Source organism: Neobacillus niacini (assembly GCF_048572935.1).
Taxonomy (GTDB): Bacteria; Bacillota; Bacilli; order Bacillales; family Cytobacillaceae; genus Neobacillus; species Neobacillus niacini.
In genome coordinates this window covers 673,830-700,094 of the sequence record NZ_CP183883.1, presented here as the reverse complement: position 1 = coordinate 700,094, position 26,265 = coordinate 673,830, and the positions used below count along the sequence as shown (strand labels likewise).

At 36.5% G+C, this 26,265-nt stretch carries 30 protein-coding genes and 1 pseudogene; 25 read left to right on the top strand and 6 right to left on the bottom strand.

From position 1 onward, the window contains the following. Position 1 precedes the first annotated feature (1 nt). The 10 genes from ACN6MT_RS03220 to ACN6MT_RS03175 all read left to right on the top strand — a co-directional run bounded on the left by ACN6MT_RS03220 (position 2) and on the right by ACN6MT_RS03175 (position 9,021). Positions 2 to 268 carry a hypothetical protein gene (locus ACN6MT_RS03220; RefSeq protein ID WP_419954782.1) on the top strand — a complete coding sequence of 89 codons (267 nt, stop codon included), beginning with the start codon at positions 2 to 4 and terminating at the stop codon, positions 266 to 268. Then, the gene (locus ACN6MT_RS03215) at positions 252 to 1,535 is read left to right on the top strand and encodes a replicative DNA helicase (RefSeq protein WP_419954781.1); all 1,284 of its coding nucleotides are present in this window, start codon (positions 252 to 254) and stop codon (positions 1,533 to 1,535) included. Before ACN6MT_RS03220 ends, ACN6MT_RS03215 begins: the two co-directional genes overlap by 17 nt. After that, the gene (locus tag ACN6MT_RS03210; RefSeq protein WP_419954780.1) at positions 1,532 to 1,762 is read left to right on the top strand and encodes a hypothetical protein; all 231 of its coding nucleotides are present in this window, start codon (positions 1,532 to 1,534) and stop codon (positions 1,760 to 1,762) included. The genes ACN6MT_RS03215 and ACN6MT_RS03210 overlap by 4 nt, the downstream gene beginning before the upstream one ends. A gap of 107 nt (positions 1,763 to 1,869) precedes the next feature. Further along, on the top strand, positions 1,870 to 2,274 hold the full coding sequence (locus ACN6MT_RS03205) for a terminase small subunit (RefSeq protein WP_419954779.1): 405 nt from the start codon (positions 1,870 to 1,872) through the stop codon (positions 2,272 to 2,274). A 27-nt stretch (positions 2,275 to 2,301) separates the two neighbouring features. Next, positions 2,302 to 2,634, top strand: a complete 333-nt coding sequence (locus ACN6MT_RS03200) for a hypothetical protein (RefSeq protein WP_419954778.1) — start codon at positions 2,302 to 2,304, stop codon at positions 2,632 to 2,634. Between the two features lie 170 nt (positions 2,635 to 2,804). After that, a complete protein-coding gene (locus ACN6MT_RS03195; protein WP_419954777.1) occupies positions 2,805 to 2,960 on the top strand; it encodes a hypothetical protein in 156 nt (51 codons plus the stop codon). Between the two features lie 331 nt (positions 2,961 to 3,291). Continuing rightward, positions 3,292 to 3,582 (top strand): hypothetical protein, encoded by a 291-nt coding sequence (locus ACN6MT_RS03190; RefSeq protein ID WP_419954776.1) that lies wholly within the window; start codon positions 3,292 to 3,294, stop codon positions 3,580 to 3,582. 85 nt (positions 3,583 to 3,667) lie between these two features. Then, positions 3,668 to 6,022, top strand: a complete 2,355-nt coding sequence (gene hsdR / locus ACN6MT_RS03185) for an EcoAI/FtnUII family type I restriction enzme subunit R (protein WP_419954775.1) — start codon at positions 3,668 to 3,670, stop codon at positions 6,020 to 6,022. Between the two features lie 34 nt (positions 6,023 to 6,056). After that, a complete protein-coding gene (locus ACN6MT_RS03180; protein WP_419954774.1) occupies positions 6,057 to 7,526 on the top strand; it encodes an N-6 DNA methylase in 1,470 nt (489 codons plus the stop codon). 1 nt (position 7,527) lies between these two features. Then, a complete protein-coding gene (locus tag ACN6MT_RS03175; RefSeq protein WP_419954773.1) occupies positions 7,528 to 9,021 on the top strand; it encodes a restriction endonuclease subunit S in 1,494 nt (497 codons plus the stop codon). 804 nt (positions 9,022 to 9,825) lie between these two features. On the opposite strand, the gene ACN6MT_RS03170 is transcribed toward ACN6MT_RS03175, so the two are convergent. Further along, positions 9,826 to 9,969 carry a hypothetical protein gene (locus ACN6MT_RS03170; protein WP_419954772.1) on the bottom strand — a complete coding sequence of 48 codons (144 nt, stop codon included), beginning with the start codon at positions 9,967 to 9,969 and terminating at the stop codon, positions 9,826 to 9,828. A gap of 689 nt (positions 9,970 to 10,658) precedes the next feature. On the opposite strand from ACN6MT_RS03170, the gene ACN6MT_RS03165 reads away from it, so the two are divergent. Beyond that, positions 10,659 to 11,213, top strand: a complete 555-nt coding sequence (locus tag ACN6MT_RS03165; RefSeq protein ID WP_419954771.1) for a tyrosine-type recombinase/integrase — start codon at positions 10,659 to 10,661, stop codon at positions 11,211 to 11,213. A 326-nt stretch (positions 11,214 to 11,539) separates the two neighbouring features. On the opposite strand, the gene ACN6MT_RS03160 is transcribed toward ACN6MT_RS03165, so the two are convergent. After that, positions 11,540 to 11,863, bottom strand: a complete 324-nt coding sequence (locus tag ACN6MT_RS03160) for a hypothetical protein (protein WP_419954770.1) — start codon at positions 11,861 to 11,863, stop codon at positions 11,540 to 11,542. A 387-nt stretch (positions 11,864 to 12,250) separates the two neighbouring features. On the opposite strand from ACN6MT_RS03160, the gene ACN6MT_RS03155 reads away from it, so the two are divergent. From ACN6MT_RS03155 to ACN6MT_RS03135, 5 genes are all read left to right on the top strand, one after another. Continuing rightward, complete coding sequence (locus tag ACN6MT_RS03155; protein ID WP_419954769.1) at positions 12,251 to 12,817, top strand: sigma-70 family RNA polymerase sigma factor; 567 nt, start codon at positions 12,251 to 12,253, stop codon at positions 12,815 to 12,817. Then, positions 12,814 to 13,974, top strand: a complete 1,161-nt coding sequence (locus ACN6MT_RS03150; RefSeq protein WP_419954768.1) for a DUF4179 domain-containing protein — start codon at positions 12,814 to 12,816, stop codon at positions 13,972 to 13,974. The genes ACN6MT_RS03155 and ACN6MT_RS03150 overlap by 4 nt, the downstream gene beginning before the upstream one ends. Positions 13,975 to 14,288: 314 nt before the next feature. Further along, the gene (locus ACN6MT_RS03145) at positions 14,289 to 14,702 is read left to right on the top strand and encodes a hypothetical protein (protein ID WP_419954767.1); all 414 of its coding nucleotides are present in this window, start codon (positions 14,289 to 14,291) and stop codon (positions 14,700 to 14,702) included. A 594-nt stretch (positions 14,703 to 15,296) separates the two neighbouring features. Further along, on the top strand, positions 15,297 to 16,625 hold the full coding sequence (gene ltrA, locus ACN6MT_RS03140; RefSeq protein WP_419954766.1) for a group II intron reverse transcriptase/maturase: 1,329 nt from the start codon (positions 15,297 to 15,299) through the stop codon (positions 16,623 to 16,625). 184 nt (positions 16,626 to 16,809) lie between these two features. Continuing rightward, positions 16,810 to 17,298: an SMI1/KNR4 family protein gene (locus ACN6MT_RS03135; protein WP_419956371.1), complete on the top strand. Its 489-nt coding sequence runs from the start codon at positions 16,810 to 16,812 to the stop codon at positions 17,296 to 17,298. Positions 17,299 to 17,377: 79 nt separating this feature from the next. On the opposite strand, the gene ACN6MT_RS03130 is transcribed toward ACN6MT_RS03135, so the two are convergent. Next, positions 17,378 to 17,527: a hypothetical protein gene (locus tag ACN6MT_RS03130; protein WP_419954765.1), complete on the bottom strand. Its 150-nt coding sequence runs from the start codon at positions 17,525 to 17,527 to the stop codon at positions 17,378 to 17,380. A gap of 58 nt (positions 17,528 to 17,585) precedes the next feature. Here ACN6MT_RS03130 and ACN6MT_RS03125 point away from each other — a divergent pair, with 58 nt between their 5' ends. After that, positions 17,586 to 17,708, top strand: coding sequence for a hypothetical protein (locus ACN6MT_RS03125; protein WP_419954764.1), 123 nt, complete (start codon positions 17,586 to 17,588; stop codon positions 17,706 to 17,708). 450 nt (positions 17,709 to 18,158) lie between these two features. Further along, positions 18,159 to 18,572 (top strand): hypothetical protein, encoded by a 414-nt coding sequence (locus tag ACN6MT_RS03120; RefSeq protein ID WP_419954763.1) that lies wholly within the window; start codon positions 18,159 to 18,161, stop codon positions 18,570 to 18,572. Positions 18,573 to 18,699: 127 nt separating this feature from the next. Here ACN6MT_RS03120 and ACN6MT_RS03115 read toward each other — a convergent pair whose 3' ends face one another. Genes ACN6MT_RS03115 through ACN6MT_RS03105 form a run of 3 tightly spaced genes read right to left on the bottom strand, consistent with a single transcriptional unit; the run spans position 18,700 to position 19,184 of the window. After that, positions 18,700 to 18,921, bottom strand: a complete 222-nt coding sequence (locus tag ACN6MT_RS03115) for a hypothetical protein (RefSeq protein WP_419954762.1) — start codon at positions 18,919 to 18,921, stop codon at positions 18,700 to 18,702. Then, entirely contained in the window at positions 18,878 to 19,072 is a 195-nt protein-coding gene (locus tag ACN6MT_RS03110; RefSeq protein WP_419956559.1) for a hypothetical protein, read from the bottom strand. The genes ACN6MT_RS03115 and ACN6MT_RS03110 overlap by 44 nt, the downstream gene beginning before the upstream one ends. Further along, positions 19,035 to 19,184 carry a helix-turn-helix transcriptional regulator gene (locus ACN6MT_RS03105; protein ID WP_419956370.1) on the bottom strand — a complete coding sequence of 50 codons (150 nt, stop codon included), beginning with the start codon at positions 19,182 to 19,184 and terminating at the stop codon, positions 19,035 to 19,037. The genes ACN6MT_RS03110 and ACN6MT_RS03105 overlap by 38 nt, the downstream gene beginning before the upstream one ends. 213 nt (positions 19,185 to 19,397) lie before the next feature. Here ACN6MT_RS03105 and ACN6MT_RS03100 point away from each other — a divergent pair, with 213 nt between their 5' ends. The 7 genes and pseudogenes from ACN6MT_RS03100 (at position 19,398) to ACN6MT_RS03070 (ending at position 26,240) form a co-directional block, all read left to right on the top strand. After that, entirely contained in the window at positions 19,398 to 19,604 is a 207-nt protein-coding gene (locus ACN6MT_RS03100; protein ID WP_419954761.1) for a hypothetical protein, read from the top strand. 90 nt (positions 19,605 to 19,694) lie between these two features. Continuing rightward, positions 19,695 to 19,970, top strand: a complete 276-nt coding sequence (locus ACN6MT_RS03095; RefSeq protein ID WP_419954760.1) for a hypothetical protein — start codon at positions 19,695 to 19,697, stop codon at positions 19,968 to 19,970. Continuing rightward, complete coding sequence (locus ACN6MT_RS03090) at positions 19,967 to 20,218, top strand: hypothetical protein (protein WP_419954759.1); 252 nt, start codon at positions 19,967 to 19,969, stop codon at positions 20,216 to 20,218. Before ACN6MT_RS03095 ends, ACN6MT_RS03090 begins: the two co-directional genes overlap by 4 nt. Positions 20,219 to 21,285: 1,067 nt before the next feature. After that, on the top strand, positions 21,286 to 21,681 hold the full coding sequence (locus tag ACN6MT_RS03085; RefSeq protein WP_419954758.1) for a hypothetical protein: 396 nt from the start codon (positions 21,286 to 21,288) through the stop codon (positions 21,679 to 21,681). Between the two features lie 28 nt (positions 21,682 to 21,709). After that, positions 21,710 to 22,468: a DUF3800 domain-containing protein gene (locus tag ACN6MT_RS03080; protein WP_419954757.1), complete on the top strand. Its 759-nt coding sequence runs from the start codon at positions 21,710 to 21,712 to the stop codon at positions 22,466 to 22,468. A 1,148-nt stretch (positions 22,469 to 23,616) separates the two neighbouring features. Beyond that, positions 23,617 to 23,682, top strand: a pseudogene (gene rpsI / locus ACN6MT_RS03075) (30S ribosomal protein S9); the annotation flags it as partial. Positions 23,683 to 24,554: 872 nt separating this feature from the next. After that, positions 24,555 to 26,240: a serine hydrolase gene (locus tag ACN6MT_RS03070; protein ID WP_419954756.1), complete on the top strand. Its 1,686-nt coding sequence runs from the start codon at positions 24,555 to 24,557 to the stop codon at positions 26,238 to 26,240. Positions 26,241 to 26,265: the final 25 nt, after the last annotated feature.

The following is a 26,265-nucleotide window of genomic DNA, read 5'->3' as shown; positions in this document are numbered from 1 at the left end:
AATGAATAGAAATCAAGTTAAAGATGTTTTGAGACTGATTAAAAACAATTATCATCAATTTGAAGTAACGACCGACAAAATTGATGATTGGACGAGGATGCTTAGTGATCAAAATCCTGCTGTAGTTATGAGGAACGTTGAAAAGCACATCTTAGAATGCAGGTTCCCTCCCGTTATTTCGGATTTAATAGAAAGGAAGCATGAATCCTTTGAATCAAACATTTTACAACAGTTAAGGGAGTGGGAAAAGAATGCTGCCAGAAAATAACGAGCAGGCGTTACTTTCCTGCTTAATGAAAAAAGGCGACCTCATCAATGAAGTCGTAATCACGCCTGATCATTTTGATTACATTCCTAATCAAAAGATTTTTCAAGCCATGAGACGGCTTGAAGCAAAAGATATACCTATAGATATCGTATCAGTAAATACAGAATTGGGACAAGAAATTATTTTCATTGGGGGGAGTGACTATTTAAGTGACCTATATTCTATCCATACTCATGAAGCCAATGTTAAAACCTATGAACGTTACGTAATGCAGGAGTATAAGATTCGCAAAACAAAAGAGTTGATGAAAGGGATTGAAGAAGTCCATTCTCCTAAAGAAATGAATAGCCTGCAGCGGGTCGTAACTGATATAAACGAGTTACTTGAAGAAGGCGCTGATGTAGAATTCAACCTTTCCGAAGTGCTGTATTCCTTATATGAAGATACAGAAAAAGAAAAGGAAGGTATTAACGGAATTCCAACAGGCTATTTAGACCTGGACAATCTGTTAGACGGATTAAATGAAGAAGAATTAATCATTTTGGGGGCGCGTCCGTCAGTAGGGAAAACAGCGTTTGCTTTAGGGATTACTTCCAATGTATGTAATAAAGATCATTTCGTGGACTTCTTTTCATTGGAAATGTCAGCTAAGTCCATTCTCACCAGAATGATATCTAATATTGGAAGTATTAACTCTATGAAAATGAAAAATGCCATGAAGCGATTTATGGAAGATGACTGGACGAAATACCATTACGCCCAGGGAGTCGTATCTAGCTTCAGGAACAACTTAGTCATTTATGATAAATCAAAAGTCACTGTTCAGGAAATACGATCAAAAGTGAAACAAAGTATCAGAAATTTTCCTGAAAAGAGGCATTTAGTCATCATTGATTACCTAACATTGATTCAAGGGAGCGGCAGAAGAGAAAGGCATTTAGAGGTTGGGGAAATCAGTCGTAATTTAAAGCGTATGGCAAGGGATTTAAAGGTGTCTGTTCTTCTCTTATCGCAACTATCAAGAGGGCTAGAACAACGCCAAAATAAACGCCCTATGCTGTCTGATATAAGGGATAGTGGTGAAATTGAACAAGACGCGGACAAAATTCTTTTCTTACACCGAGATGACTACTTTAACAAACAATCAGAAAATAAAAACTTGATTGAAATCATTGTTGCGAAGAATAGGAACGGGTCAGTAGGAACAGTTAAATTAAACTTTGTAAAAGAGTACAACCAATTTAGCAGTCTGGAAAATGCAATATGACAATTAAGGACTTATATGCAGATGCCATCATAGGAAAATTTTATTCTCTCCAGCTGATGATTGAATATCTAGTTTACGAAAGGAAAGTATTGAATTTGGTGGACAACCAAGAAAAACTTGAATATTACTTTCAAGAAAAGTTTCGTACCAAAATGAATGAATACCTTTGTGAATATCAAGAGGAAAGATATAAACGGCAAGCTGACCCCAATAATAAAATTGTTTGAATCCAACTCTCCCTCAAAAAAATCATAAAGGGACTATTAAATTTGTAACAGCTTAGTACAGTGGAACCAGGGATGATAGCTAACGTAAACGAATGGGGATGAATTGAATGATGAAAACCTCTGAAGAACTCACTGACAGGCAGAAAAAATTCGCTGAAGTATACTTCGAGCTTAACATTGGTACAAAAGCGGCGATAGCAGCAGGATATGGGGAAAAGGGCGCTCATGCTGAAGCTTCCAGACAGTTAAAAAATGTTAAAGTTAGGGGCTATTTGGAAGAACTCCAAAAGGAACGCCGTGAACGCTTACAGAATCGCCTAGCAGCTATGGCAGAGAAAACGGTTGGAATGTTATTTGATCTTGCCGTGAATGCTGAATCCGAAAATGTCCGCCTTACTGCCATAAGGGATATTCTTGATAGAGGCGGTTATAAGGCAACGGATAAGGTAGAACAAAAGAATGAACATTCTGGCAAAATTGAATTCGGCTTTGTTGACCCGAATGAAGGGTAATCACTAGAAGAGGTTGGAGGCAATATTATGGAGAAGCAATTAGTATTTAGTGAGTTTGTAGAAGCGTGTTACGAATATGGGGATAAATTAGCTGACAAGAAAATTCGTTGTGAATATTTTATTAGTTCATCGGGTGACCATTTTGCTATGTATTTCGATTGTACCGATGGCTCGTATATAGCTGTCGAATTGGTTGAGAAATCTCCTAAGGTTTGGGTAAAGGTTATCAAGAACGAAAAGGTCGATCGTATGTTTAAGCAAACTAGATTCGCTGACGGGTACCATACTGACTTGCAGGGAGTCTTTGAATCAATTGAGAAGCACGTTGATAAACATGGTGGACATAAGTCCCATCGTTGACCATGGTGGCACGATGTAGGATATAAACAGGGAGAATTTGTGCGTCCTGCCCTCTCCTTCCATATAATAGAGACTTTTATACGCCGCCACATATAATGAGCGAAATGAGTGGTTAGACGTACAATATATTGCTGAGATAACAGAAACGAAGCCGGTTTTGGACGGAGATTATGAGGGTTGATGGTGCTGATAAGAAGGATCGGTTAAAAGCCTCAGAATACATCGCCAAGGCTAATGGTGCTTTTGTTGATAAAAAGGAATTAAAGGGTGCTATTGACGGTAAAATTGAGTTTGGATTTTGCGATTCGAATGTTGTAGATAATTAATTATAGGGATAGCTATTCAAATTTAGGGGGGATTACAGTCACAATGATTGTATTTCTCTCTATTTTTTTAGCAATAATTATTGTAGCTAAAGTCCTATACCATGATACAATTATAGTTGGAAAATAAATGTAAGAAGGTACGGGGAATTGAATCGGATAATACAAGAGAAAACTTTCCATCAGGTAACTGTAGGCTTTGGAGTAAGCAGGAAACCAAATGGGTTTGGTTTAGGAAAAGCATTAATATAGCTCCTGCAACTGGTACTGGTCTTTCTTATACTTACACTTCCGATGGAAGGCCGCCGTAATTGAGGTAATAGGAACTATCGAAGTGCTTCACATCGGAATTGAATCGATTGCAAAAGGAACGCGATTAGTTAGAGAAAATGCAACGTATGAAAATAGAATGAATATGATAAATTCGATTCAAAAAGTTTGTGATGATTTTTTTAATTGGCTGGACATTAAAAATACTGAACCTCCATTCTTAAAATGGCGCCCTGGACATTTAGAAAAACAAGCCTTACAGGAACTTCAAAATTATAGACCTGGTTTTATGGCAAAGGTCTTTATCAAGAAGAAAAGCGTGTTAAGGAACTATAAAGGTCTTAGAAGCCCGTAAGAAAGAGGTGGAGGAATATCAAGAATGGAGTGTATTGACAGAAATAGCAACGAGGATATAGAAATAGGGCGGAGGGGATGAGATAATGGGAAAGAGAAATCTATCAGAGGAAGATATCAAAGCCAGATATATTACACCGGCAATCACTGAGGCTGGCTGGGACATAAAGAAGCAAGTTCGACTGGAATATGCCTTTACAGCTGGTAGAATCATACTTCGTGGAAACATTACTGCCAGAGGAAAGAAGAAAAGAGCGGACTATGTACTTTTTTACAAAAATAACTTTCCTTTAGCAGTTATTGAGGCGAAAGATAATAATCATCCGGTAGGAGCAGGATTGCAGCAAGCGATTGACTATGCCAAAGCACTGGACATTTACTATGTCTACGCTTCTAATGGGGATGCCTTTGTGGAGCAGAACTTAATCACTGGTAAAGTAAGAGAACTTAGCCTTGGTGAGTTTCCATCTCCAGAAGAATTATACCAAAGATATTTACTTGATATGAATATCAATGAGGCTGAAGCAAAGGTAATGCTTGAGCCTTATTACTATGTGCCTAATTACAAGACACCTAGATATTATCAAAGAATTGCAATCAACCGAACGGTAGATGCTGTTGCCAAGGGACAAGACCGTGTGTTATTAGTTAGTGCTACAGGCACTGGTAAGACCTTTATGACCTTCCAGATTATTTATAGGTTATGGAAATCTGGTTTAAAGAAAAAGATACTTTTCTTAGCAGACAGAAATGTACTTATTGACCAAACTATATCTGGTGACTTTAAGCCTTTTAGCGGAAAGATGATAAAGGTACAGAACAAGAATCTTGATAGTTCCTATGAGATTTATTTAGCTCTCTATCAACAACTAACCGGGGATGCTGGAGAAGAGACTTTCCGTCAGTTTCAACCGAATTTTTTTGATTTGATTGTGATCGATGAGTGCCACAGAGGGAGTGCAAAAGAGGAATCTGCCTGGAGAAAAGTACTGGATTATTTTTCATCGGCTACTCACGTCGGCTGTACAGCAACACCAATAGAAACAAAAGATGCATCCAGCTTCTCTTATTTTGGTGAGCCGGTCTATGAGTATTCTTTAAAACAAGGAATCAACGATGGGTTCTTAGCGCCTTATAAGGTAATTAGAATTGGTCTAGATAGGGACTTAGAGGGTTATCGTCCGGAAGCTGGAAAGGTTGATAAATATGGCTATGAGATAGAGGACAGAGAGTACAATGCAAAAGATTTTGACCGATCTCTAGTAATTGATGATCGAACACGAGTCGTAGCTTCTAAAATCACAGAGTTCTTAAAGAAAACAGATCGCTTTAGTAAAACCATAGTATTCTGTGTGGACATTGAACACGCTGAGCGTATGAGACAGGCACTTATCAATGAGAATAAAGACTTGTATGTTGAAAATGATAAATACATCATGCGAATCACCGGGGACAATGATGAGGGTAAAGCCCAATTGGAACATTTTATTGATGAAGAAAGCCCTTATCCGGTTATAGCGGTTACAAGTAAGCTCATGACTACCGGTGTAGATGCAAAAATGTGTAAGTTAATTGTTTTGGAAAATAACATCAACAGCATGACCGAATTTAAGCAGATTATCGGTCGTGGAACAAGATTACTTGAAGAATATGGTAAGACATACTTTACCATTATGGATTTCAGAAATTCTAGCCGGCTCTTTGCTGATCCTGACTTTGATGGCAGACCGGAAGTGGTTATTGAACTTGAGGGAAATGATTCGGTGGATGAGCCGGAAACAGAAGAAGGCAATGAAGGCTATGGACAAGATGATGGCAATGTGACCAATGGTGACACAGGAGTAACGGATGTCTTTGATGATGATGGTGAAGATAAGCCTCGTAAATATTATATAGGGGACGTTACCGTTAGAGTTCTTTCAGAGAGAGTCCAATATGTCGACAAGGATGGAAAGCTCATCACTGAAAGTCTGATTGACTACACAAAGAAAAATATCCTCCAGCAATACACTAAGCTGGATGATTTCTTGAGAACATGGACTGAAGCGGAGAAAAAACAAGCTATTATTGATGAATTACAAGACAGTGGTGTACTACTAGAGGCGGTCAGAGAAGAACTGGGCAGAACAGAGCTGGATGATTTTGATCTTATCTGTCACTTGGCTTACGATAAGCCGCCGCTGACAAAGAAAGAGCGAGCAGAGAATGTAAAGAAACGTCACTATCTTTATAAGTATTCCGATATAGCCCAGCAGGTAATTGAAGCACTGCTTGATAAGTATGCCAATGATGGTATTAAAGAAATAGAAGATACGAAGGTACTTCAACTTAAGGAATTTGCAAAGATTGGTAGTCCAATGAAGATTGTCAAAGCCTTTGGTGGAAAAGAAGCGTACCAAAAGGCAGTACAGGAACTAGAGAATGAAATTTACTACGCATAAATAAAAACAACAATAGACAAGGCAGGTTTAGGTTATGGCAACTGGTAATTTTGTGAAGAGAATTCAAGATGTAATGAGAAACGATTCTGGCGTAAATGGGGATGCCCAGAGAATCGAGCAAATAGTATGGCTTCTATTTTTAAAAATATATGATGCAAAGGAAGAAACATGGGAATTTCATGATGACAACTACAAGTCAATCATTCCGGAAGGTTTAAAGTGGAGAGATTGGGCAGTTGATCTAAAAGATGGTGAGGCACTTACAGGAGATTCCTTACTTGATTTTGTAAACAACAAACTGTTTCATGCGCTTAAGAATTTAGAAATTGACGAAGAAACACCTATGAGTCAAATTATTGTAAAGTCCGCTTTTGAGGATGCCAACAACTATCAAAAAGATGGAGTACTGCTTCGTCAAGTTGTTAATATCATTGATGAAATTGACTTTACAGAATATAAAGAGCGTCATGAATTCGGTACAATTTACGAATCGTTCCTCAAGGACTTACAGAGTGCAGGAAATGCCGGTGAGTTCTACACACCAAGGGCAGTCACGGACTTTATGGTCCAAGTGGTTAAACCTGAATTAGGAGAAAAAATCGGGGACTTCGCTTGTGGTACGGGTGGTTTCTTGACATCTGCTTTATCTGCACTGGATAAACAAGTTGGTAACTCTCTTGAAAATAGAGAAATCTATAATAAGTCTGTGTATGGAATTGAAAAGAAAGCATTGCCGCATATGCTGTGTGTGACAAATATGCTCATCCATGATATTGATGATCCAAATATCCTTCACGGCAATGCATTAGAAGTAGATTATAAAGAGCTACGTAAAATGGAACCATTTGATGTGATTTTAATGAATCCACCTTATGGCGGTAGTGAGAAAGATAGCGTTAAAAACAACTTCCCGATGGAGCTAAGAAGTTCAGAAACAGCCGACTTATTTATGAATGTGATTATGTACCGATTAAAGAAGAACGGTCGAGCAGCAGTTATCATTCCGGATGGATTCCTGTTTGGAACGGATAATACAAAGTTCAATATTAAGAAGAAACTATTTAGTGAATTTAATCTCCATACTGTCTTAAGGATGCCGCATAGTGTATTTGCACCATATACATCGATTAGAACGAATATCTTGTTCTTCGATAATACGGAACCGACTAATGAAACATGGTTCTATCGTGTGGATATGCCAGAAGGTTATAAAAACTTTTCAAAGACTAGACCAATGAAACTAGAACACTTCAATGAAGCTCTAGCATGGTGGGATACCAGAGAAGAAATCGACGTGGATGGCTTTCCGAAAGCTAAAAGATATTCTATCAGTGAAATTAAAGAAAAAAATTATAATATTGACTTATGTGGGTTCCCGCGTGAAGAGGAAGTAATCCTAGAGCCAATGGACTTGATTCAAGGATATCAGGAAAAGCGAGCTTCTCTAAATGCTGAGATTGACCAAGTGTTAGACCAGATTACTTCTATGCTCGGAGGTAATTAATATGAATGGACAAGATTTAAAAAATAGTATCCTTCAATTAGCGATACAAGGGAAGCTGGTCGAGCAGCGAGAAGAAGAAGGTACTGCTACGGAATTCCTTGAGCAGATTGTGGCAGAGAAAAAGCGGTTAATAAAGGAAGGAAAAATTAAGAAGACTAAGACACTTCCAGAGATTACGGAGGATGAGATTCCGTTTGATATTCCAGAAAGTTGGGAATGGGTAAGGTTAGCGGATGTAAGCCAGAATATTCATTATGGTTATACTGCATCAGCAAAAGGAGTTGGAAACTGCAAGCTTCTTAGAATAACTGATATCCAAAATAATAGTGTTGACTGGGGATCTGTTCCTTTCTGTGATGTGACTGATAAAGACTTTTTGACATACGGACTAAATAATAGGGATATTATGATTGCTCGTACAGGAGGCACTATAGGGAAAACTTACATTGTAGAGTCATTGAAGGATAGAGCCGTATTTGCTTCATATTTAATTAGAGTTGTTCCACTTGAAAGTATAGATGAGTATTATTTAAAGAGGTTTATGGAAAGTCCCTTATACTGGCTTCAGCTAAAAGCAGGATCAATGGGCACAGGACAACCAAATGTTAATGCCACAACTTTGAGTAGGCTTATCCTTCCATTCCCCCCGCTTGAAGAACAAAAGCGTATTATAGCAAAAATCGAAGAGCTCATGACTTATGTGGGGAAATACGATAAAGCCTATTCTGAAGTAGAGGAGCTGAATAAAAAGTTCCCGGAGGATATGCGAAAATCCATTTTACAATATGCGATTCAAGGAAAGCTGGTCGAGCAGCGAGAAGAAGAGGGTACTGCTGAAGAACTGTACCAGAAGATTCAAGAAGAAAAGGAAAAGCTAATTGAAGCAGGTAAGATTAATAAGCAAAAATTACTGGCTGAAATTTCAGAAGATGAACTACCATTTGAAATCCCTGAGAGTTGGAAGTGGGTGAGGTTAGAAGATATATCTGAATACATTCAAAGGGGTAAATCACCTAAATACTCAGAAATAAAACAATACCCTGTTGTTGCACAAAAGTGTATTCAATGGTCGGGATTTAGTCTAGACAAGGCAAAGTTTATTGATCCTAAGACTATAACATCTTATAAAGAAGAACGTTTTTTGGTAGATGGAGATTTAATGTGGAATTCTACTGGATTAGGCACGTTAGGTAGGATAGCAATTTATGAAAAATGTAAAAATCGTTACGAATTAGCAGTTGCGGACAGCCACGTTACAGTTATTAGACCAATAAAAACTCATTTGAGTTGTAAGTATTTTTACTATTATTTTTCTAGTCCTTCAGTACAAAATGTCATTGAAGAGCAATCAGATGGCAGTACAAAACAAAAAGAATTATCTACTACTACTGTAAAGAATTATATAGTACCGCTTCCCCCACTAGAAGAACAAAAGCGTATTGTAGCTAAAATAGAAGAGCTATTACCCTACACAAAACAGCTAGTGAAGGAATAATATTGTTAGTTATAAACAATGAACTCTCTCGGTTAGAAGAGGTCCCATCTCTACATCTTTCAAAATGGCGACCGCGCCCGGGTCGTTCGTGAAAATTCGTTAAGGAGGGGTTACCCACAATACCGTGAAAACAAAGCCACATAGTCCTTGTAAACCTTGATATTAGAGGGTTTAAGGGTTTATGTGGCTATTTTATTCGTCCAATATAGTTTACATTTTTTATATACTTATTAAAACTCTGATTAAAGGCCGTTTTCAGAACTTAAAATGTCTTGTCCATTGAACTTGCTAATAGGTCTGAAAATTACCGTAACAAACGCACGTTGCAAAAAGACATAGCAAGAAGAATCTAGTGAGTATTAAAACAATTTGGACGGTCACAGCAAATACGTTTGTAAAAATCCAGAAATCCCTTACAAGAGGAAAAACAATAAGACTAAAAGTTAAACCACCGCTACCGCAAAAGAATCCATTTCATAGTTTTCTTAATCGCAGTGGTGATTAACATCGCGGGGAGATTCTGCGCTAGAAGACTGAGTTTCGTATGGTGGCTCTAACGCTTTCTGGTAATTAAAATGTTTACGAACGAAATCAGGATGATATAATAAGGGTAACTAGGTTCCCCTTAGGGGATTAAATACTGCAAGAAATTCCATTGTGGAAGTAAAAAAATCGAGTGTTCGCAGCACCCGATTTAAAAAATTCTTGATGTAGTTTTTTGATGGTTTGTTTGCCTAGTGCTAATGGTTAAGCCATATTCAGTAAAACAGTAATTTTTTTTGAGAAGGTATCTAATTTCGCAGATTAGATATCTTCTTTTTTTGCTTTAACGAAGCCTACGATCATAATTCCAAGATGAAAAGGTGAATCTGACGATGAAAATTCAGAAAAATCTTTAACAAAGCTTGTTACATCCATTATCAAGCCTAGTAAATCAAGGATTTGCATGCTTCCGCTACCTCCAATCCTCAAGGCAAGGAAAACCACCAAAAACTGTTCATGTTGTTTATTCTTATTCTATCGTTTCTATGCTTTATTTTAGCATATTCCTGATCCCAGCGAATAAGATCTTTGTCATCTGATGTCTGACTTTACCATGCTGAAATCCTTATATCCCCCCCCCCCGTAGATGAGACATAGGTATTCTTGCCAATCAACACTTACACTAAAAAATAGGAATTTGTTTTGGAGTTATCGCACTTAATAAGGGGAAAAGGTTAGAAAAACAGAAGCACCAACCATTGTTGACCACCAATTACCTTATCTGCCACCGCCAAATTTACCTTCAGCATGAAGAACGGTAATTATCAACAATCTACCATTTCTCGGGATCTTCCATTTCGGACAATTATTACTGTTAAAAATAGTAAAGATATCGTCAAAATGCTTATTGGTATAACTACCAAAATATCCTTATTCTGTTACACGCACCTACATATTCGGTGTGTGTGCAAATTTTTGTCCAATTACATTATTTTTTCATATCTATTTTCCAATGTAACAAAATACATAAAACGTTACATTTATTTTATTGTTTTTATTGACTTTGATAGAGGAATGGATAAAATAAAGATAAATAAAGAAAAATGTTACATTCAAAATGGCTTTTTATCTGTATTGACGGAGGAGGTAATAGAATGTCAAAAGAGATTCAAGACGTGCAGCCAATTCGGAGTTTGAAAAAAATCGAAGATATGAAGTGGAGTTTGAGACGGCACTGTTCCGAACGTGATTACATTATGTTTTTGCTGGGAATCAATACAGGATTACGAGTCAGTGATTTGTTACTGCTGAAGGTGAAAGATGTAAAGGGAAAAAAGAAAGTGATTGTCAAAGAAGGGAAGACAGACAAGCCTAGAACCATTCACTTACACAACATTTACGAGGAATTGAACAATTACATCAAAAAATTGGATAGTAACTGGCTGTTCCCAAGCAGGAAGGGAGATAAGCCCATAACGAGAATCCAGGCTTACAGACAACTAAACAAAGCTGGTGGAATGTGTGATATTGAGGAAGGAATTGGAACCCACACCATGAGAAAGACCTTTGGGTATTGGTATTATAAACAATCAAAAGATATTGCAACGCTACAAAGCATATTAAATCACTCGCACCCAGAAATAACGTTGCGCTATATCGGAATCACTGATGAAGAAATCGAAAATAGCTTGCAGTCATTTAAGCTATGAGAATGTAACGTCATAGAACAGATGAGTACCTTATTTGCTAAAATGTTTACAAAGCGGTTATGCAGCAGCTTTAGGCCTATTTATGATTTAAGAAAAGAAATCAGCTACATTCTGTAAATGATAATTTGGAGGAGCCGTGTGCGTTAATAGCGCAAGCACGGTTCTGTGAGGGGGGAGGAGTGCAATTTACCGCAAGGTAGAAAGGCTCCCTTCTACTCGACTGCTGAAGAAGGAGATTGAGTATTATTTTCACTATGTGGATCAATTAGGTAGATCCGGATGACTATTAAGGAAGTTATTAAAAAAAGAGATGATAATTCATCTCCTTAAAAGCCCAACTTTTTAGCTGTCCATTCTGCAACTGCTTTCTCTTGCATTTCTTGCCAAGAGGAGAAGTTAGTATTGGTACTTACATAAGCATCCCATTCATCGTCTGGAATAGCAGCGAAGTCTTCAGGTGTTTCAACTTTAAATGGAGATTTATCAAGCATTTCTTGAAAACTAGGGAAGTTAGAGAACCTCACTATGAATTGATCGTTTAGTAATTCATCTAACGGTACGGAGTGTTGACCATCCAGTTCCCTAGCATTTCTTTCAATCTTTTTTAATTCCTTTTGTAACTTATCGAAGCCGTTTATTCTAAAACTCATATTATCACCTCCTAGTTATAGGATAAGATAATTGGGTGGATATGGAAAGGATAAACTCCTGATGAGGTGTATTAGTACGTAGTAGTACCTTATTTTGTGGAATTTATTTTTAAGCTAAAGAAGCAGTATAGTTCAACATAGGGACCGTCATTTTGGCGGTCCTTTTTTAAGATAAAAGTGAAGAAAATCTCAAAGTGTCTACTAAATTTCTTTACGGAACGAAAAAGATGAAAATTTCAAAGTAAAATCCTATTCTTTTAATCATAAGCATTCTCTTGCACTATGGTAGATTAAAATAAAAGATTTTTTGTAAATGCGAGAAAAAAACACTTTCAATTCGTTATATAAGGTGTAAAGGCTTTTACAAAAAATAAGGGGAATCAGTAAATGAGGTCTAATGAATCGAATTATATACATCGACTACAACGACAAAAAGAAGATGCTCTGGAATATATCATTGATAAATATTTGCCATTAATAAAAGGGATTACTTATAAAGTGCTTAGTCCCCTAAATAACAATGGTGTCATGGAAGAATGTATCAACGATATTTTCCTTTCTATCTGGAACAATTCGATGAAATTTAGCGGAGAACCAAACGATTTTAAAAAATGGGTTTGTGCCATTGCTAAATTTAAAGCTATTGATTATTACAGAAAAGCTAGTAAGCAAATAGAAATAACTTCAGATAAAATGCCTCTTAATGTTGAAAAGTCTGCAGAAGAAGAATTACTCTCCACGGAAGACAAAAATGAACTGATAAAGTTAATAAATCAGTTAGAACCTGTTGAAAGAGATATTTTTATCATGAAGTTCTTTTTAGGTTTAAAGTCAGAGGATATATCAATAAAACTAGGTTTAACTAAAGCTTCTATTGATAATCGAATTTACAGAGGAAAAAAGAAGCTCATTAAGCAAGTGACAAACCTCAAGTTAGGAGAGAATGGCGTATGAAGGATATTTATCAATTATTGAATGATGTAAACTTAGATGAGAGTGAATTTGAGGAAATGGAAGTAAGTGCCCTAGAAAAAACTAAGGTTAAAAGAGCCTTAAAGAAATCGATCATAAAGAATAATCAAACGAAAGCTTGGAAAAAAAATATTGCTGCAGCGTCCATTTTAGTTGGACTAACCGTCACAAGCTTTGTAACTTTACCTGCATATGCTAGAAATATCCCAGTCATTGAAGATATTTTCCGATTTTTCGATTATGGAACAACTGGTTTTTCTGGTGCAGATAAGGAAGAAACTCACGATAGTAAAGATACACAGAAAAAAGATACTGGACTTTATTATGAGTATAAGAAATTCTCCAGTGAAATCAATATGACCAAGGAAAGTAACGGTATAAAGTTCACCGTTAATAATGCCGTATTTGATGGGAAAACAGTTACATTAACTTATACCATTGAAAGTGAACAAGAGTTAGGAAATGCAGGTATAACTTCTCCAGTTATCCAAGGGATGGCTGCTATGGGAGGAACGAGTAAAACTACCAAAATAGATACAAATAAATATATAGGCATTTTAACAGTTAGCAGTCTGGAAGATATAGAAATGGATGTTGCTAACGTAAAATGGAATATAGACAGTATTAATAACCCAAATAGTGATTCAGAGATAAAAGGAGATTGGAGATTTGCGTTTAGTCTAAATGCTGTTGATAGCAAAATGCAGTTGAGTGACAGTAGTTCGGAAAAAAATGGAGTTAAAGTCGATATAGAAAAAATATCTGTCACGCCAATGTCCTTTATCGTTGATTATAGTCAAGATGTTTCTCAACTGGTAACAAACACTTGGGACGGAGTAAATGTTGATTTAGAGATTAAGGATGATTTGGGGAATATCTATTCTGGCGAGGGTAATGGAGGAAAAGGCAGCGAGGGCACTTTTAATTTCAGTTGGAGTAAAACATTTGAAAAATTGGACCAGAGGGCAACCAAGTTGATAATTACACCTTATGTCACATTCAGAGATCACAATTCTGATACTTATACTTCAGTTGAAGAAACAAAGACTGGGGTAAGAGAAATTCCACTTCCGTACAAACCTGGAAAAGGGAAAGAAGAATTTACATTAGAAGACATTATAATTGATTTAGAAAAATAGCATTGTTAGTTGGGACTGCGATTCTTCAATATGAAGGGTCGCTTTTTCCTTTAATAAACAGATTTCATATAACTTTTATTAAGGAAAATGGCAAATATAAAGAATTGTATTTGATTACTTTGTTGAAGAAAAACCAGAATAGACGGTGATCTACGGTCATTTGACATTCATATTTGGGCATTTAACAAAATCGCTGAACTGTCTTCTACAGAAAGTAGTATGTGAAAGAATGTGTTAAAGTAAGTGGCAGTTTAGTTTAATAAAGAAGAACAAATTGGGAAGATTAAGGGGTAAATTTAAATATGGGGTGAATAATGATGGTTAAACAATATTTAATCATATTAGGATTTATATTATTTACTTTTACACCTTTTCAAACTGTTGAAGCAGCCAAAGTTTCAAAATACGAACCAGAATTATATATGACAACAGAGGACATTATTTCAGATATTGTATTTCCAACCATAGATAAGAAGGTTCTAAAAGAATATAATAATAATTCGACAGATTGGCAATGGACAAGAATTGTTGATATTGATTATAACGATAATCATTCTTATGATGTTGCCGTAAGGATTAGAGTAAATCCTAAAAATGACAAGGGAGATAACTATATAGACGACTTGGTTAAAATAAGGATTTCTCCATCTTGTGACAGTATTAAAATTAATAAAAAGAAATGCAACCATGGTTTTAATATAGAAGTATTAGAATATAACCATTTGTAGTTACTTGTAAATGTAACGGGTGCGAGAGTGGAAGAACAGAGCTGTCATTGTGGCAGCTTTTTTTTTGTCCTAACGGTGCAGGTGTGCGGCCGAGCATAGGTCGTATCATATAGCGGGTGGGATTCCCGCCGAGTAAGAACTAGCCATTCGCTCGTAGCGAGTCTTGGAGGGTTAAAGGTAACTTTAATCTTTAAGCGTAGACAGTTAGGTGGCGGGCCGAAAGCCAAGTGGTTGAAGGAATTGAGCTCCATAAACGTTAGTAAACCGAGAGGGCTAATGCCTTACCTGCGTGCAGAAAGCAACATTTTATCCATCGTCAAAGGCAAGAAGGATAAAACCTCTCTGGAGTCAGAGACCTTGGCACGTTACACATTGATATGATACGGCAACTCGGGAGACCCTACCGGTCTTTTCTACTTTATTGAAGAGTATGGTGTACAAGCGATAACAAGCAAGGAAACCAAATGCCGTGTAGGGAGTCGGATAGCAGCGTAGTACCAATGAAGTTGGGTAATGCCGATGGAGGAAAGGCTAGCTACCAGTTATCACCCTTACTAGGGATACATTTACTACACACAGAGGTAGGAATAATAAATGGAAACAAAACTACTAAGGATAGCAGAATTAGCAAAATCTGAGCCTAAAATGAAATTTACATCACTAGCACACTTATTAAATGTGCAATCGCTAACACAGTGTCATCATGAACTACCTAATAAAAAGGCGACTGGTGTTAACGGAACGACTAAAGAACAATACAGTGAAAACGTGGAAGAAAACATAAAGGATTTAGTATGTAAGCTTAAAAGCAAAAGTTATCGCCCTGTTCCAGTAAGAAGAATGTATATCCCAAAACTCAATTCAAACAAGAAAAGACCATTGGGAATACCGGAACACGAAGATAAAATTGTACAAAAAGGCATTACCAAAATACTAAATACTATCTATGAAAATGACTTCCTAGATTGTTCATTTGGATTTCGTCATAATCGAAACTGCCATGACGCGCTGAAAATACTGAACCACTATATTGAAAAGAGGTCAGTAAGTTATGTAGTGGATGTAGATATCAAAGGTTTCTTTGACAACGTTGACCACAAATGGATGTTAGAATTCTTGAAACTCCGTATCGCTGACCCTAACCTACTGAGAATAATCAGCCGGTTTCTTAAAGGTGGATATATGGAGGAAGGGAAGAAGTACAAGACAGATAATGGCACACCGCAAGGTGGAGTAATATCTCCGATATTAGCCAATGTTTATCTCCATTATGTACTCGACTTATGGTTTGAGAAAGTGGTTAAGAAACAATGTAAAGGACAGGCATACATAGTAAGGTACGCAGATGACTTTGTTTGTTGTTTTCAACATAAAAGTGAGGCTCAGCAATTCTTCCATTCATTAAAGCTTCGATTAAAGAAGTTTAATTTGGAAATAGCCGAGGATAAAACTAAAATTATTCCCTTTGGGAGGTTCGCAGAAAATAATGCAAAGCGAGAGGGGAATAGTAAACCAGCTACCTTTGATTTCCTTGGGTTTACCCACTATTGCGGGAAAAGCAAACAAGGGAAATTTCGAGTAAAACGGAAATCTAGCAGGAAGAAAGTTCAAGGCAAACTAAGAGAAACTAAAGAATGGCTAAAGACTAATAGAAATAAAGATATTCATACGATCATGGATAGATTTAGACGCTCACTTATAGGCTATTACAACTATTATTGCATCACAGATAATACCCAAACTGTTAACAACTTCAAAGAGAAAATCGAGTATTTACTATTTAAATGGCTTAACAGAAGAAGCCAAAGGAAGTCCTTTACATGGGATAAATTTAATCTCTTTCTTAGTAAATATCCACTTCCTTCACCAAGAATCAAAGTGAATATTTATGATTTAAGAAAAGAGATAAGCTATATTCTGTAAATGATAATTAGGAGGAGCCGTGTGCATTAATAGTGCAAGCACGGTTCTGTGAGGGGGGAGAACACAATCTACCGTAAGGTAGAGAGGTTCTCTTCTACTCGACTACTGCAAGAAGGAAAGCACAAAAACAGGGCGAATTAATATTTAGGCTGTCTAAATGTTAAATAAGATAAAGGAATGAAAAATAATGGAAATTCAACTTTTAATTGATAAAATAAAGAAATTACCAAATTGTTTGGTTCATCCTCCAGCAGGCTTTCCTGATGTAGAAAAAGAACACACCTTACCAAGCGATTTAAACGAATTTTATAACATTTGTGGGGGAATTGATTTTTATATTGACTGTGATTATGCAATAAAAATTGTTTCTCCTCAAGAGTTTGTATTAGCAAACCCCGTTATTATCGGTGAAAGAGCTGAATATGATATATCTTCAAATTGGTACATAATTGGTGACGATATAAATGGTGATTACATAACAATTGACCTGGATAAATCACGATTAGGACTATGTTATATTAGCTTTTGGGATACTCACGGTGTTGCTGGTAGTTGCCCCATTATCGCAACTTCTTTTACTGAGTTGTTAGAACAATTAATGTTGAATAAAGGTCAATACTGGTACTGGCTTCATGATGATTTTATTTCTTTGGGAGATGCTTATGATGAATAATTATAAGTGCTTGTTGTAAAACGAAGGCGATGCTTCAATAAAGTAGGATCGCCTTTTCCTTCTTGAAGTAACGGGCAGGTTAATCGCTTAACCAATTTATTACTATTAATACGGCTTCTTGAAGGGGCTGAGGTAAAAGCAGAATAAAAAATCCTTTCTGAAAAATAAAAAATAAAGTGATTTTTGTCTTTTTTATGATATGATAAGCATGTCCACCTTTGTTTTTCATTTTAAATATCTCCTTTTAATTTATTTTCTTCAATTTAAATTAGAAAGCAGGGGAAAGCATGGACAAAAAAGGTATTCTGAATCTTAGTTTTGCGGCATTGAGCGCGGTTGGTATTATTGGATTTGTAACCACTCTAGATGACAAAACTATTGAGAATCTTAAAAAGCTAAAAAATCTGTAGTGTTTGACAAAAGGGTAGCTTGAATAGCTACCCTCTTTGTTTTTTTAATAAAGTAAGTAAAACCAAGAACCGCCACATCTAAGGAAATGGCGGTAGAGTTTATCTATTTTCTTCATTCAAGTTATAGCCAATTAGCATAAGTACAAAAAGAAAAAATGTACCTGCCCAAAAGGTTAAGTTTGTGAAGAAATACACTTAAACTAACGGGTAGCTTTAGCTGAATAAGAAAGAGTAATTAATACAAATAAACACCATGCTAATTACGGTGCTTTTTTGTGTCCCATTTTTTTTGTTATTAAAGAGTCGCACTTCAATCAGAGCCAGTTACGATATGTATGTTTCTTCTGTTCAAGTGATTATATTAATCAGATGTTGAAATATCGTAACATACATAGCAGCAGGTGCATTAAATAACGATTATGCTTAAATGGAGACCAAAGGAGGTATTTCATGGAAGTATATCAAGCAGATAAGCAATTTGTTTTAGGAGTGAATGGTGGAGAAATCTATTCATTGAAAAGTGGACCTAAAGCCATTATTTCAGTCAACAGGCCAGTGCCAACTAGGATGTGGACAATACCAACGATAATAGATAAGAGCTTACATAAGGGAGAAGAATGGAGAGTAACGACTGAATTTAGGGAGTTTTTATGTGACGATAGAAATGTATATATCCTACAATTTGATTACCAAAGAATAAAACCTGGTTATTGTGAAGGGAAAGCTGAATTTTTTCTATCAGAGGAAGACGTGAACAATAAGTTAGAATCTCTTCGTAAAACCAGTAGGGTGTCTGAATATACGTGGGACCCAACTGTTCCAACATGGAAAGAAGTTCGATTTGTAAAGTATCGAAAAGTTTAGCGAAAAATCATCCATAAATAGAAAAGGTAAGAGCTTATTGTTACTCTTACTTTTTTAGTTCAAATCATTTTATCCAAGAATCATTTTCATATAGGTTTAGATATTTTATGGCAAAATAAAAAGCCACTCATTCATGAGCCGCTTTCTCCAGGTTCTTAACCAGCTGCGTTAAATCCTCTCCATTTGAAATTACCTTTTCCAGTTTACATGGGTATGGGTGTTCTCTTTTAATCCATTTCCAAAAATCATAAGCTACTTCCTCAGGTTTCTTATTCTTTAATGGAAAATTCCCTTTCCGTAAAACACTATTGTCGTTCGTGGTGTAGAAAATCTGAATCAGTATGTTCATTCTCTTCATCCTCGTACAAATTCTTCAACATTTTATCGGTTTCCATTGTCACATCGTAAAAATGGACAATCCTTTGAATATCTTTAGGAGTATACCCATTTCTCTCAAATTGCTCAATCAGTTTCTTCCACTTTTCGTTCATACAGGTCATCAACCTTTACTCCTAAGATGTCGGCTAATTGAAAAGCCTTATCGAGCGATGGTAAGGTTTTTCCAGTGCTCCAATTTGACAATGTATTAGCAGATACCCCTAAATTTTTCATTATATATTCCCTTTTATACGGTGATTGTTTAATTAATTGCCCAATGTTGCTTTTATACATTATGAACACCTCACCATATAGTTCGACAAAATTCATTGTTATTCCTTTAACAAGATTACTTACAAAAAAATCAAACTATTTTTGTGATAGATAGTTATATATAGGTCATAGCGCTCATACCATTTAGTAATCGAATGAAAGGAGGGTAAAAACATGAGCAACAAAAGGGTAAAATCAGTTTCTTTTAATATAACCAATCCACAGGAGAAAGAGTTTTTAGAGCACCTCGAAAAAGAAAAAATAGAGTTCAGTGGTTATGTTAAGGAATTAATATTCGCAGATGTGAAGCGACGCAATGCACCACTTAAGATTGTACAACGAAGTGATAGTGGGGGAATCAAAATAGTCGTTGGGAAGTAATATCGCCATCCTCTACTCGATATTTCTGTAACACTGTAACATGGTCGACACTGTCAATTGTCAAGACGATTTCAAAAGGGAGGATTCGATATGATAGAAGGGAAGGGGCTTGGCGGTAAGAGGGTTCACAGAGTGAACATCTCACTGACAAACAAGCAAGCTTTCAAACTGAACCGACTGGCAACGGCATGTAATATAAAGCCGACGACACTGGCAGCAGTACTAATTGAAAAGGGGCTTAATGACGATAGTCTTGTCTCAGAGCTGCAAAAGGAGTATTGCACAGAAAAAGCTTACCGAGTGGTCCTTGTCAATAATAACGGTGAATTGAACTATGTTCTGAGCGGAAGAGAGGACATAACATGAGTTGGATCAGTTATATTACTGGCGGTATGACTGTGATTTTGGCTTATGCATTTTATGTGGTAGGGATGGATGATGAAGAAGAGGAATTATTATCAGAAGAAAATAACGTTGGACTTAATGATTTCTCTGGACGACACGTGACGTTAAGCTGTCAGACATGCAGGAAGTTGAAGCGACACAAAGAAGTGGAGCCCAACTTGTTTCAGTGTACGAAGTGCAAGAGGCATGTCGATATTAGGGTGTCATAAGAAATAAATTAAGTATGTCATCAAGACAAACAGTTATTGTATTTCCATTAATATCATAAACATTTGGTAGAAAATCATATTTAAATTGAGGAGGAGGTTCCCATTAATAGTGAGGATTATAACAAATTTTCAAAAGCTGATCTGATTAAGGTAATCGAAAATTTAAAGGAGCAAATTGAGTATTTTGAAGAAAGACAAGAATATTATGAGGAACAACTGGAACATTTAAAGACAGAAAATGAGCATATTAATAGGAGCATTTCTGATTATGAACAAAAAGAAAAGGAAGAGGAAATATACAGGCAACTTCCGCATATGAGGCCATTATGGATGAGAAAAGGAGGGTGTTGACTATTGATTTGTCTTTAAAATAGAGGTCAGTGATTGCCTTTTATAATAGGAATTTGTAAAGCCCTTCTCGACTAGGAGAAGGGCTATTGCATTAATTGGTCGTGTATTGGTTGATAACCAGGAGGAGTTGTCGTGGATAAAGATTATAGTTTGTGGTAAATGATTTATCTCGAAGATATGTCTCCATATCCAGACACACATGTCGGAAATATCTTTCCCCATTTATAATATTACTTTTCTTTTCTCTCATTTAAACTTTTATGAATGTGTTTTTATTCTCTCCGCATGCTCTTCTCTCTTGTGTGTATTACTTTCCTTCCTATCTTATTTTGAAGAGATTTTCACAATTTCAATTGTATTTTAAAGATGTCTCCATAAAGATACTGTTATCTAAATTAACGTTTCCTAACAGATAACCCAGATATTATACCAATATAAGCTATATTATTTTATCTTTGTTGTGTTTTTATCGCATTTTTGTTGAGTGTTTGCGTGTAATAAAAACTTGAAATATCTATGATACAGGCCGTCAAAATTGATTTGCCTTGGAAAAATAATTTTTAGGTTAAACAGAGTATAATGAATCGGTAAAAAAATAAAAAGGTGGAATAAAAGTAATATAAATGAGATATAAAGGGTATAAATTTGATAGACAGTTAAATGTTGTGGTGATAGAATATAAAGAGAGAAAATATCGGAGGAGGTTACACTGATCTATGGAATTTAATGTTGAATGGTATCAACCTACACTAGGAACTCCGATTGTATCGCTTGCGGAATATGGTGTTGTTTTTAATAAGGCGGCGATATATGCGTTGAATAATTCCCACTCAATTAGGATCGGTTTCGATAGAGAAAGGCGATGTATTATTGTTCAAGGGGTAAGTATCACTGAAGCAACAGACGATACAATTTTATTTGCTGAAAAAGAACGTAATGGTTTTATCCGTATAAACAATAAGGACTTTATTAGATTTATTCTAAGATATTGTCCTGAAATAAAACTGGAAAAAGCTAAAAGGTTTTTATCGAGGTTAGAAGGTCAATATCTAATAGTGGACTTAAATGCTCCTGCGGATGGTTCGGAAGAAGATAGCGATCCTGGTGAATGAATAAATTGGTTTTGGGAGATGAGCGCCAGTGGGGATTTTATATTTAGATGAAGCCGGGAATACTGGATTATGGGACAATAGCCAAACTAAACTAATATATGGTGGCCCATATGTAAAGTCATCGGATTGGAAAGAAATAAATGACGAGCTTGTTCTAATTCTTCGGAAATACAAAGGCCTGATTTTGGGGAGATTTAACACGGGCATTAATGCTTCTACGCAATTTTCAAGCTTAGAAAACGGAGTTAAATTCTTATCCGATTTTCGAATACATGCAGCTGATATCATAGATCGAAAAAGGCTATGGAGTAAATTATCTGATGTTGAAAAGTACCAAGTCTTAGAAGAAGTAGTCGATGCATTGATAAAAAAGCATATACCTTTTTATGTCGGGATTGTTGACAAAGAAAAATTAAGACCTGCTATTAAACCAGCGAATAAACAAAACAACATGACAGAGTATAAAACACTACTCCCAGCATTTTTTCACTACGTTGAAGGACATCTAGGTGACAATGAGGAGTTCACAGTAATTATCGATGATGGTGATGCACCAGAGAAGGAGCAGCTAAGAATTGCTTTAAGGGATAATAATCTTAAAAAGGCAATGGGTGAATTGATTGTTGAAAAATCAATTAATTTTCCATTGTTACAAGCTGCAGATGTTGGAGTGTGGATAACCCAAGCTTTTACGAGATTAGATTCAGCTCGTACAGATCCACATGCTGTTAAAATAAGAGATCTGCATAGCAAGCTTTTGAGCATAAAGAAGGAATTAATAATATAAAAAAGGCTTGGGTCGCACGATCCGTAGCGGCCCAAGCCTTGTTCCCGCACGATCCGTAGCGAGAACTATTATTAATATATGGTAAATGTTTTTATTTATTCCCTTTTTTACTAGTTTTTAAACGTTTATTTTTTTGGAAATTGTAAAGGCCGACAATTAAAATTAATCACCGACCTTTTGAATGATAAGTCGCACGATCCGTAGCGGCTTATCATTTGTAAGTCGCACGATCCGTAGCGGCCTACACGTATAATAGTTTGTTGAAAATAAGTCACACGATCCGTAGTGGCTTATTTAATAAAGAACAAGTCGCACGATCCGTAGCGGCTCGTTATCTTTATTTTTATTATGACTTTAATAAGATAATCTGTCAATGTAAATGTATTCCTAAAAGACAACAAAATGTATACTTTTATTGTCAAAATATGTAGTTTCAATCTGTACCATCACTTTTTGAAAAATTGGTAAGACTTTTTTGAGCAAAAATATAGTAAACAGAACACTAGAAATGTATACGGCTTTTGCAAAAATCATTGTCTGGCGGAATGATGAAAACAATGACCACTTTGTGATCACGAAACAAAGATAAAGATATAGGATTCCTTTTATTGATTCATAATAATGAGCGTAAGAAATGCGGTCCGAAGGAAGTATTGACTTGTTTATCAATTATGTTGTAAAAAAATTTGCTGGCGGGTGAAATGGTGGTAGGATTACGGAATCGGGAGGAGTTGTTTCAATTCCGATCAGCTCCATTTAAAGTTGTAAAAAACTTATTTATTAACTAACTGTATTTTAAAATACTGTCCTTGTAAAGAAAGTGATTTTAGTAAGGTCCGCCTCTTTATGGACCCTATTTTTGTTTAGGGTTTGTCCTCTTGATATTTTACTTTTATTAGAAAACATTAAAAGTAAAATGGGAAAAACAGCAATATAAGGCGCTCTTTTTAACGTATTTCTACATATTTTATAATTAAATGAATGGGCGGCATGATGTAACTATTCTAATTGACTATTGACCGCATTTTGACCACGAAACATGTAGAATGATGTATAATCTTATTTTCAATTCAACCTAAAAAAGCCTTTTAATTAGGCTTCCTTAGGTACTATATTGTTTCGTTTTTCTTCATATTATATATATATATATGAATGAACGTAAGAAATACGGACTTAAAGGCGCACGTCGTGCACCTCAGTTCTCAAAGCGTTAATTTTCATACACTCAAAGGCTCTCAACCAATTTTGGTTGGGGGTCTTTTTTTTGTACACTTTTTCATATTACGGGGAAGGATTAAGGACAAATCTCAAGGAGGTAGCTGAGGATTTGTCCTTAATAGAGTGGATGAAGGACAAATCTCAAGGAGCCAGTGGAAGATTTGTCCTTAATAGGGCGAATGAAGGACAAATCTCAAAGGGGTAGCAGAGGATTTGTCCTTAATAGGGTGGATGAAAGACAAATCTCAAGGAGCCAGCGGAAGATTTGTCCTTAATAGGGTGGATGAAAGACAAATCTCAAAGGGGTAGCAGAGGATTTGTCCTTAATAGGGTGGATGAAGGACAAATCTCAAAGGGGTAGCAGAGGATTTGTCCTTAATAGGGTGGATGAAGGACAAATCTCAGGAAGGCATTGAAGGATATGTCCTTAATAGGGTGGATGAAAGACGAATCTCAAAGGGGTAGCAGAGGATTTGTCCTTAATAGGATGGATGAAAGACAAATCTCAGGAAGGCAGCGGAAGATTTGTCCTTAAGAATAGAAATCACAAACAACTCAAGAAGAGATCTATCCGCTCATTCAATAGTTTTAGACAACTTGCTTTAGCAGGTTGAAACAGGTATCTTTTTAAAGGATTGTATCTATTCTAATCCTCTTTGAAATGAAATTTTAAAATTTTACTCGTTATTTTAAAAAATAATGCTAACGACGTAATCCTTTTGGCCTGTAAAAGCGGCTGTTATGTGACTTAAGTGGTATAGACGACTGTATATGATTACCTATATGCTTTTACTATAAGTTGTAAACGTTACCAGAATTTTGGTGAACACGGGGGAGATCCCGCCTACAATTCAGTCAAGGAGGGCATATGAAAAGAAAAACTCTTATAATAACTGCTGCTTGTACTATGCTGCTGGGGACATCAACTGTATTTGCCAACAATGAACTGCCTTATGGACCCACGATTGAAAAGGAAGAGAAACTCACAATCCCATCTAAGAACCCGCACCCAGCCTTTACATGGAACTCAACTATCATCCCTGTTTCGAGCGTACTTCATCCAAGCTCTGCACGAGGGGCAGGAATGATGAAGGCTCCACTCCAGCAAATTGATCAAATTATGAACCAAGCTATTTCACAAAAATTAATGCCGGGTGCAGTCACATTTGTAGCAAGAGCTGGAAAAATTGTTAAGACTGACGCTTACGGCTATTCAGCAAAGTACACCGATGGTACGTTCACCGAAATGAAAAATCCAATTCCAATGGAAACTGACACAATCTTTGATTTGGCGTCCATTAGCAAGATTTTTACCGCTACTGCTGTCATGATTCTTTTTGAAAAGGGATACTTCAATCTTGATGATCCAGTTGCAAAACATATTCCTGACTTTGCAGCAAACGGAAAAGAAAACGTAACAATTCGCCAGCTGTTAACTCATACTTCTGGGTTTACTGCTTGGATTCCTTTATATTCACAAGGGAATTCTAGAGATGATAGGTTGAAAGCCGTCTTAAACCAACCATTGAAAAATACACCCGGTACGAAATACGAATATAGTGATCTAAACATGATTACATTAGGGATGTTAGTAGAGCACTGGTCGGGTACTCGCCAGGATGAATTCATCTACGAATATATAACAGAGCCTTTAGGAATGAAGGATACCATGTATAACCCGCCGGCTTCCTTAAAACACCGCATTGCTGCGACAGAATACCAGGCAATTCCTAATCGCGGTCTTGTATGGGGAGAAGTTCATGATGAGAATGCTTGGTCATTGGATGGGGTTGCCGGCCATGCCGGCGTGTTCTCTACAGCAAATGATCTTGCTAAACTTGCCCATATTTTTATAAATGGAGGCGAGTATGGAAGTAAAAGAATCTTAAAACCAGAAACCGTACAGTTGCTGCTGGAAAATCAGAATGCAGCGTTCCCTGGTAATGACCATGGACTAGGCTGGGAACTCGGTCAGGGCTGGTATATGGATGCTTTATCAGAAGGTACATACTCATTTGGACATACAGGGTATACCGGGACATCGATTGTAGTAAGCCCTAATAATAAAACAGTAGCGATTTTACTAACCAACCGTGTCCATCCATCAAGAAACATGGGATCAATGAATCAAACCCGTCGTTTATTTGCTAGGAATGTTGCCGACTCCATTCCTGTATCTATTCCTGATAAAGGTGAAGCTTGGTTTGCCGGGTACGGTGACAAGCTTAATCGAGTTATGGAAACTGATCTTCGTTTATCTGAGGATAGCAAACTCACCTTTTCGACATGGCATAGGATCGAGAATGTTTGGGATAGTGGGTCTGTAGAGATTTTTAGAGATGGAAGTTGGCAGCAACTTGCTCTCTTAACAGGCACAAGTAATGGCTGGGAAAAGAAAGAATTGACGATTCCTAGTGACGCGACTAAATTACGATTTGTCTATCGAACGGATGGATCTACAAATTCACGTGGATGGTATATTCAGAATCCAAAACTAGATACAGGAAACACTCTTGCCTTTTCTAAAAACGATTGGGAACTAAGAGATTATTAAATAAAGAACCACTTGAGGAGGAGAA

Bases quoted from the DNA above. Each gene is read 5' to 3' on its own strand.
- ACN6MT_RS03220 (WP_419954782.1), top strand. From the start codon at position 2: ATGAATAGAAATCAAGTTAAAGATGTTTTGAGACTGATTAAAAACAAT.
- ACN6MT_RS03215 (WP_419954781.1), top strand. From the start codon at position 252: ATGCTGCCAGAAAATAACGAGCAGGCGTTACTTTCCTGCTTAATGAAA.
- ACN6MT_RS03210 (WP_419954780.1), top strand. From the start codon at position 1,532: ATGACAATTAAGGACTTATATGCAGATGCCATCATAGGAAAATTTTAT.
- ACN6MT_RS03205 (WP_419954779.1), top strand. From the start codon at position 1,870: ATGATGAAAACCTCTGAAGAACTCACTGACAGGCAGAAAAAATTCGCT.
- ACN6MT_RS03200 (WP_419954778.1), top strand. From the start codon at position 2,302: ATGGAGAAGCAATTAGTATTTAGTGAGTTTGTAGAAGCGTGTTACGAA.
- ACN6MT_RS03195 (WP_419954777.1), top strand. From the start codon at position 2,805: ATGAGGGTTGATGGTGCTGATAAGAAGGATCGGTTAAAAGCCTCAGAA.
- hsdR (WP_419954775.1), top strand. From the start codon at position 3,668: ATGGGAAAGAGAAATCTATCAGAGGAAGATATCAAAGCCAGATATATT.
- ACN6MT_RS03180 (WP_419954774.1), top strand. From the start codon at position 6,057: ATGGCAACTGGTAATTTTGTGAAGAGAATTCAAGATGTAATGAGAAAC.
- ACN6MT_RS03175 (WP_419954773.1), top strand. From the start codon at position 7,528: ATGAATGGACAAGATTTAAAAAATAGTATCCTTCAATTAGCGATACAA.
- ACN6MT_RS03170 (WP_419954772.1), bottom strand. From the start codon at position 9,969: ATGCAAATCCTTGATTTACTAGGCTTGATAATGGATGTAACAAGCTTT.
- ACN6MT_RS03165 (WP_419954771.1), top strand. From the start codon at position 10,659: ATGTCAAAAGAGATTCAAGACGTGCAGCCAATTCGGAGTTTGAAAAAA.
- ACN6MT_RS03160 (WP_419954770.1), bottom strand. From the start codon at position 11,863: ATGAGTTTTAGAATAAACGGCTTCGATAAGTTACAAAAGGAATTAAAA.
- ACN6MT_RS03155 (WP_419954769.1), top strand. From the start codon at position 12,251: ATGAGGTCTAATGAATCGAATTATATACATCGACTACAACGACAAAAA.
- ACN6MT_RS03150 (WP_419954768.1), top strand. From the start codon at position 12,814: ATGAAGGATATTTATCAATTATTGAATGATGTAAACTTAGATGAGAGT.
- ACN6MT_RS03145 (WP_419954767.1), top strand. From the start codon at position 14,289: ATGATGGTTAAACAATATTTAATCATATTAGGATTTATATTATTTACT.
- ltrA (WP_419954766.1), top strand. From the start codon at position 15,297: ATGGAAACAAAACTACTAAGGATAGCAGAATTAGCAAAATCTGAGCCT.
- ACN6MT_RS03130 (WP_419954765.1), bottom strand. From the start codon at position 17,527: ATGAAAAACAAAGGTGGACATGCTTATCATATCATAAAAAAGACAAAA.
- ACN6MT_RS03125 (WP_419954764.1), top strand. From the start codon at position 17,586: ATGGACAAAAAAGGTATTCTGAATCTTAGTTTTGCGGCATTGAGCGCG.
- ACN6MT_RS03120 (WP_419954763.1), top strand. From the start codon at position 18,159: ATGGAAGTATATCAAGCAGATAAGCAATTTGTTTTAGGAGTGAATGGT.
- ACN6MT_RS03115 (WP_419954762.1), bottom strand. From the start codon at position 18,921: ATGAACATACTGATTCAGATTTTCTACACCACGAACGACAATAGTGTT.
- ACN6MT_RS03110 (WP_419956559.1), bottom strand. From the start codon at position 19,072: ATGACCTGTATGAACGAAAAGTGGAAGAAACTGATTGAGCAATTTGAG.
- ACN6MT_RS03105 (WP_419956370.1), bottom strand. From the start codon at position 19,184: ATGAAAAATTTAGGGGTATCTGCTAATACATTGTCAAATTGGAGCACT.
- ACN6MT_RS03100 (WP_419954761.1), top strand. From the start codon at position 19,398: ATGAGCAACAAAAGGGTAAAATCAGTTTCTTTTAATATAACCAATCCA.
- ACN6MT_RS03095 (WP_419954760.1), top strand. From the start codon at position 19,695: ATGATAGAAGGGAAGGGGCTTGGCGGTAAGAGGGTTCACAGAGTGAAC.
- ACN6MT_RS03090 (WP_419954759.1), top strand. From the start codon at position 19,967: ATGAGTTGGATCAGTTATATTACTGGCGGTATGACTGTGATTTTGGCT.
- ACN6MT_RS03085 (WP_419954758.1), top strand. From the start codon at position 21,286: ATGGAATTTAATGTTGAATGGTATCAACCTACACTAGGAACTCCGATT.
- ACN6MT_RS03070 (WP_419954756.1), top strand. From the start codon at position 24,555: ATGAAAAGAAAAACTCTTATAATAACTGCTGCTTGTACTATGCTGCTG.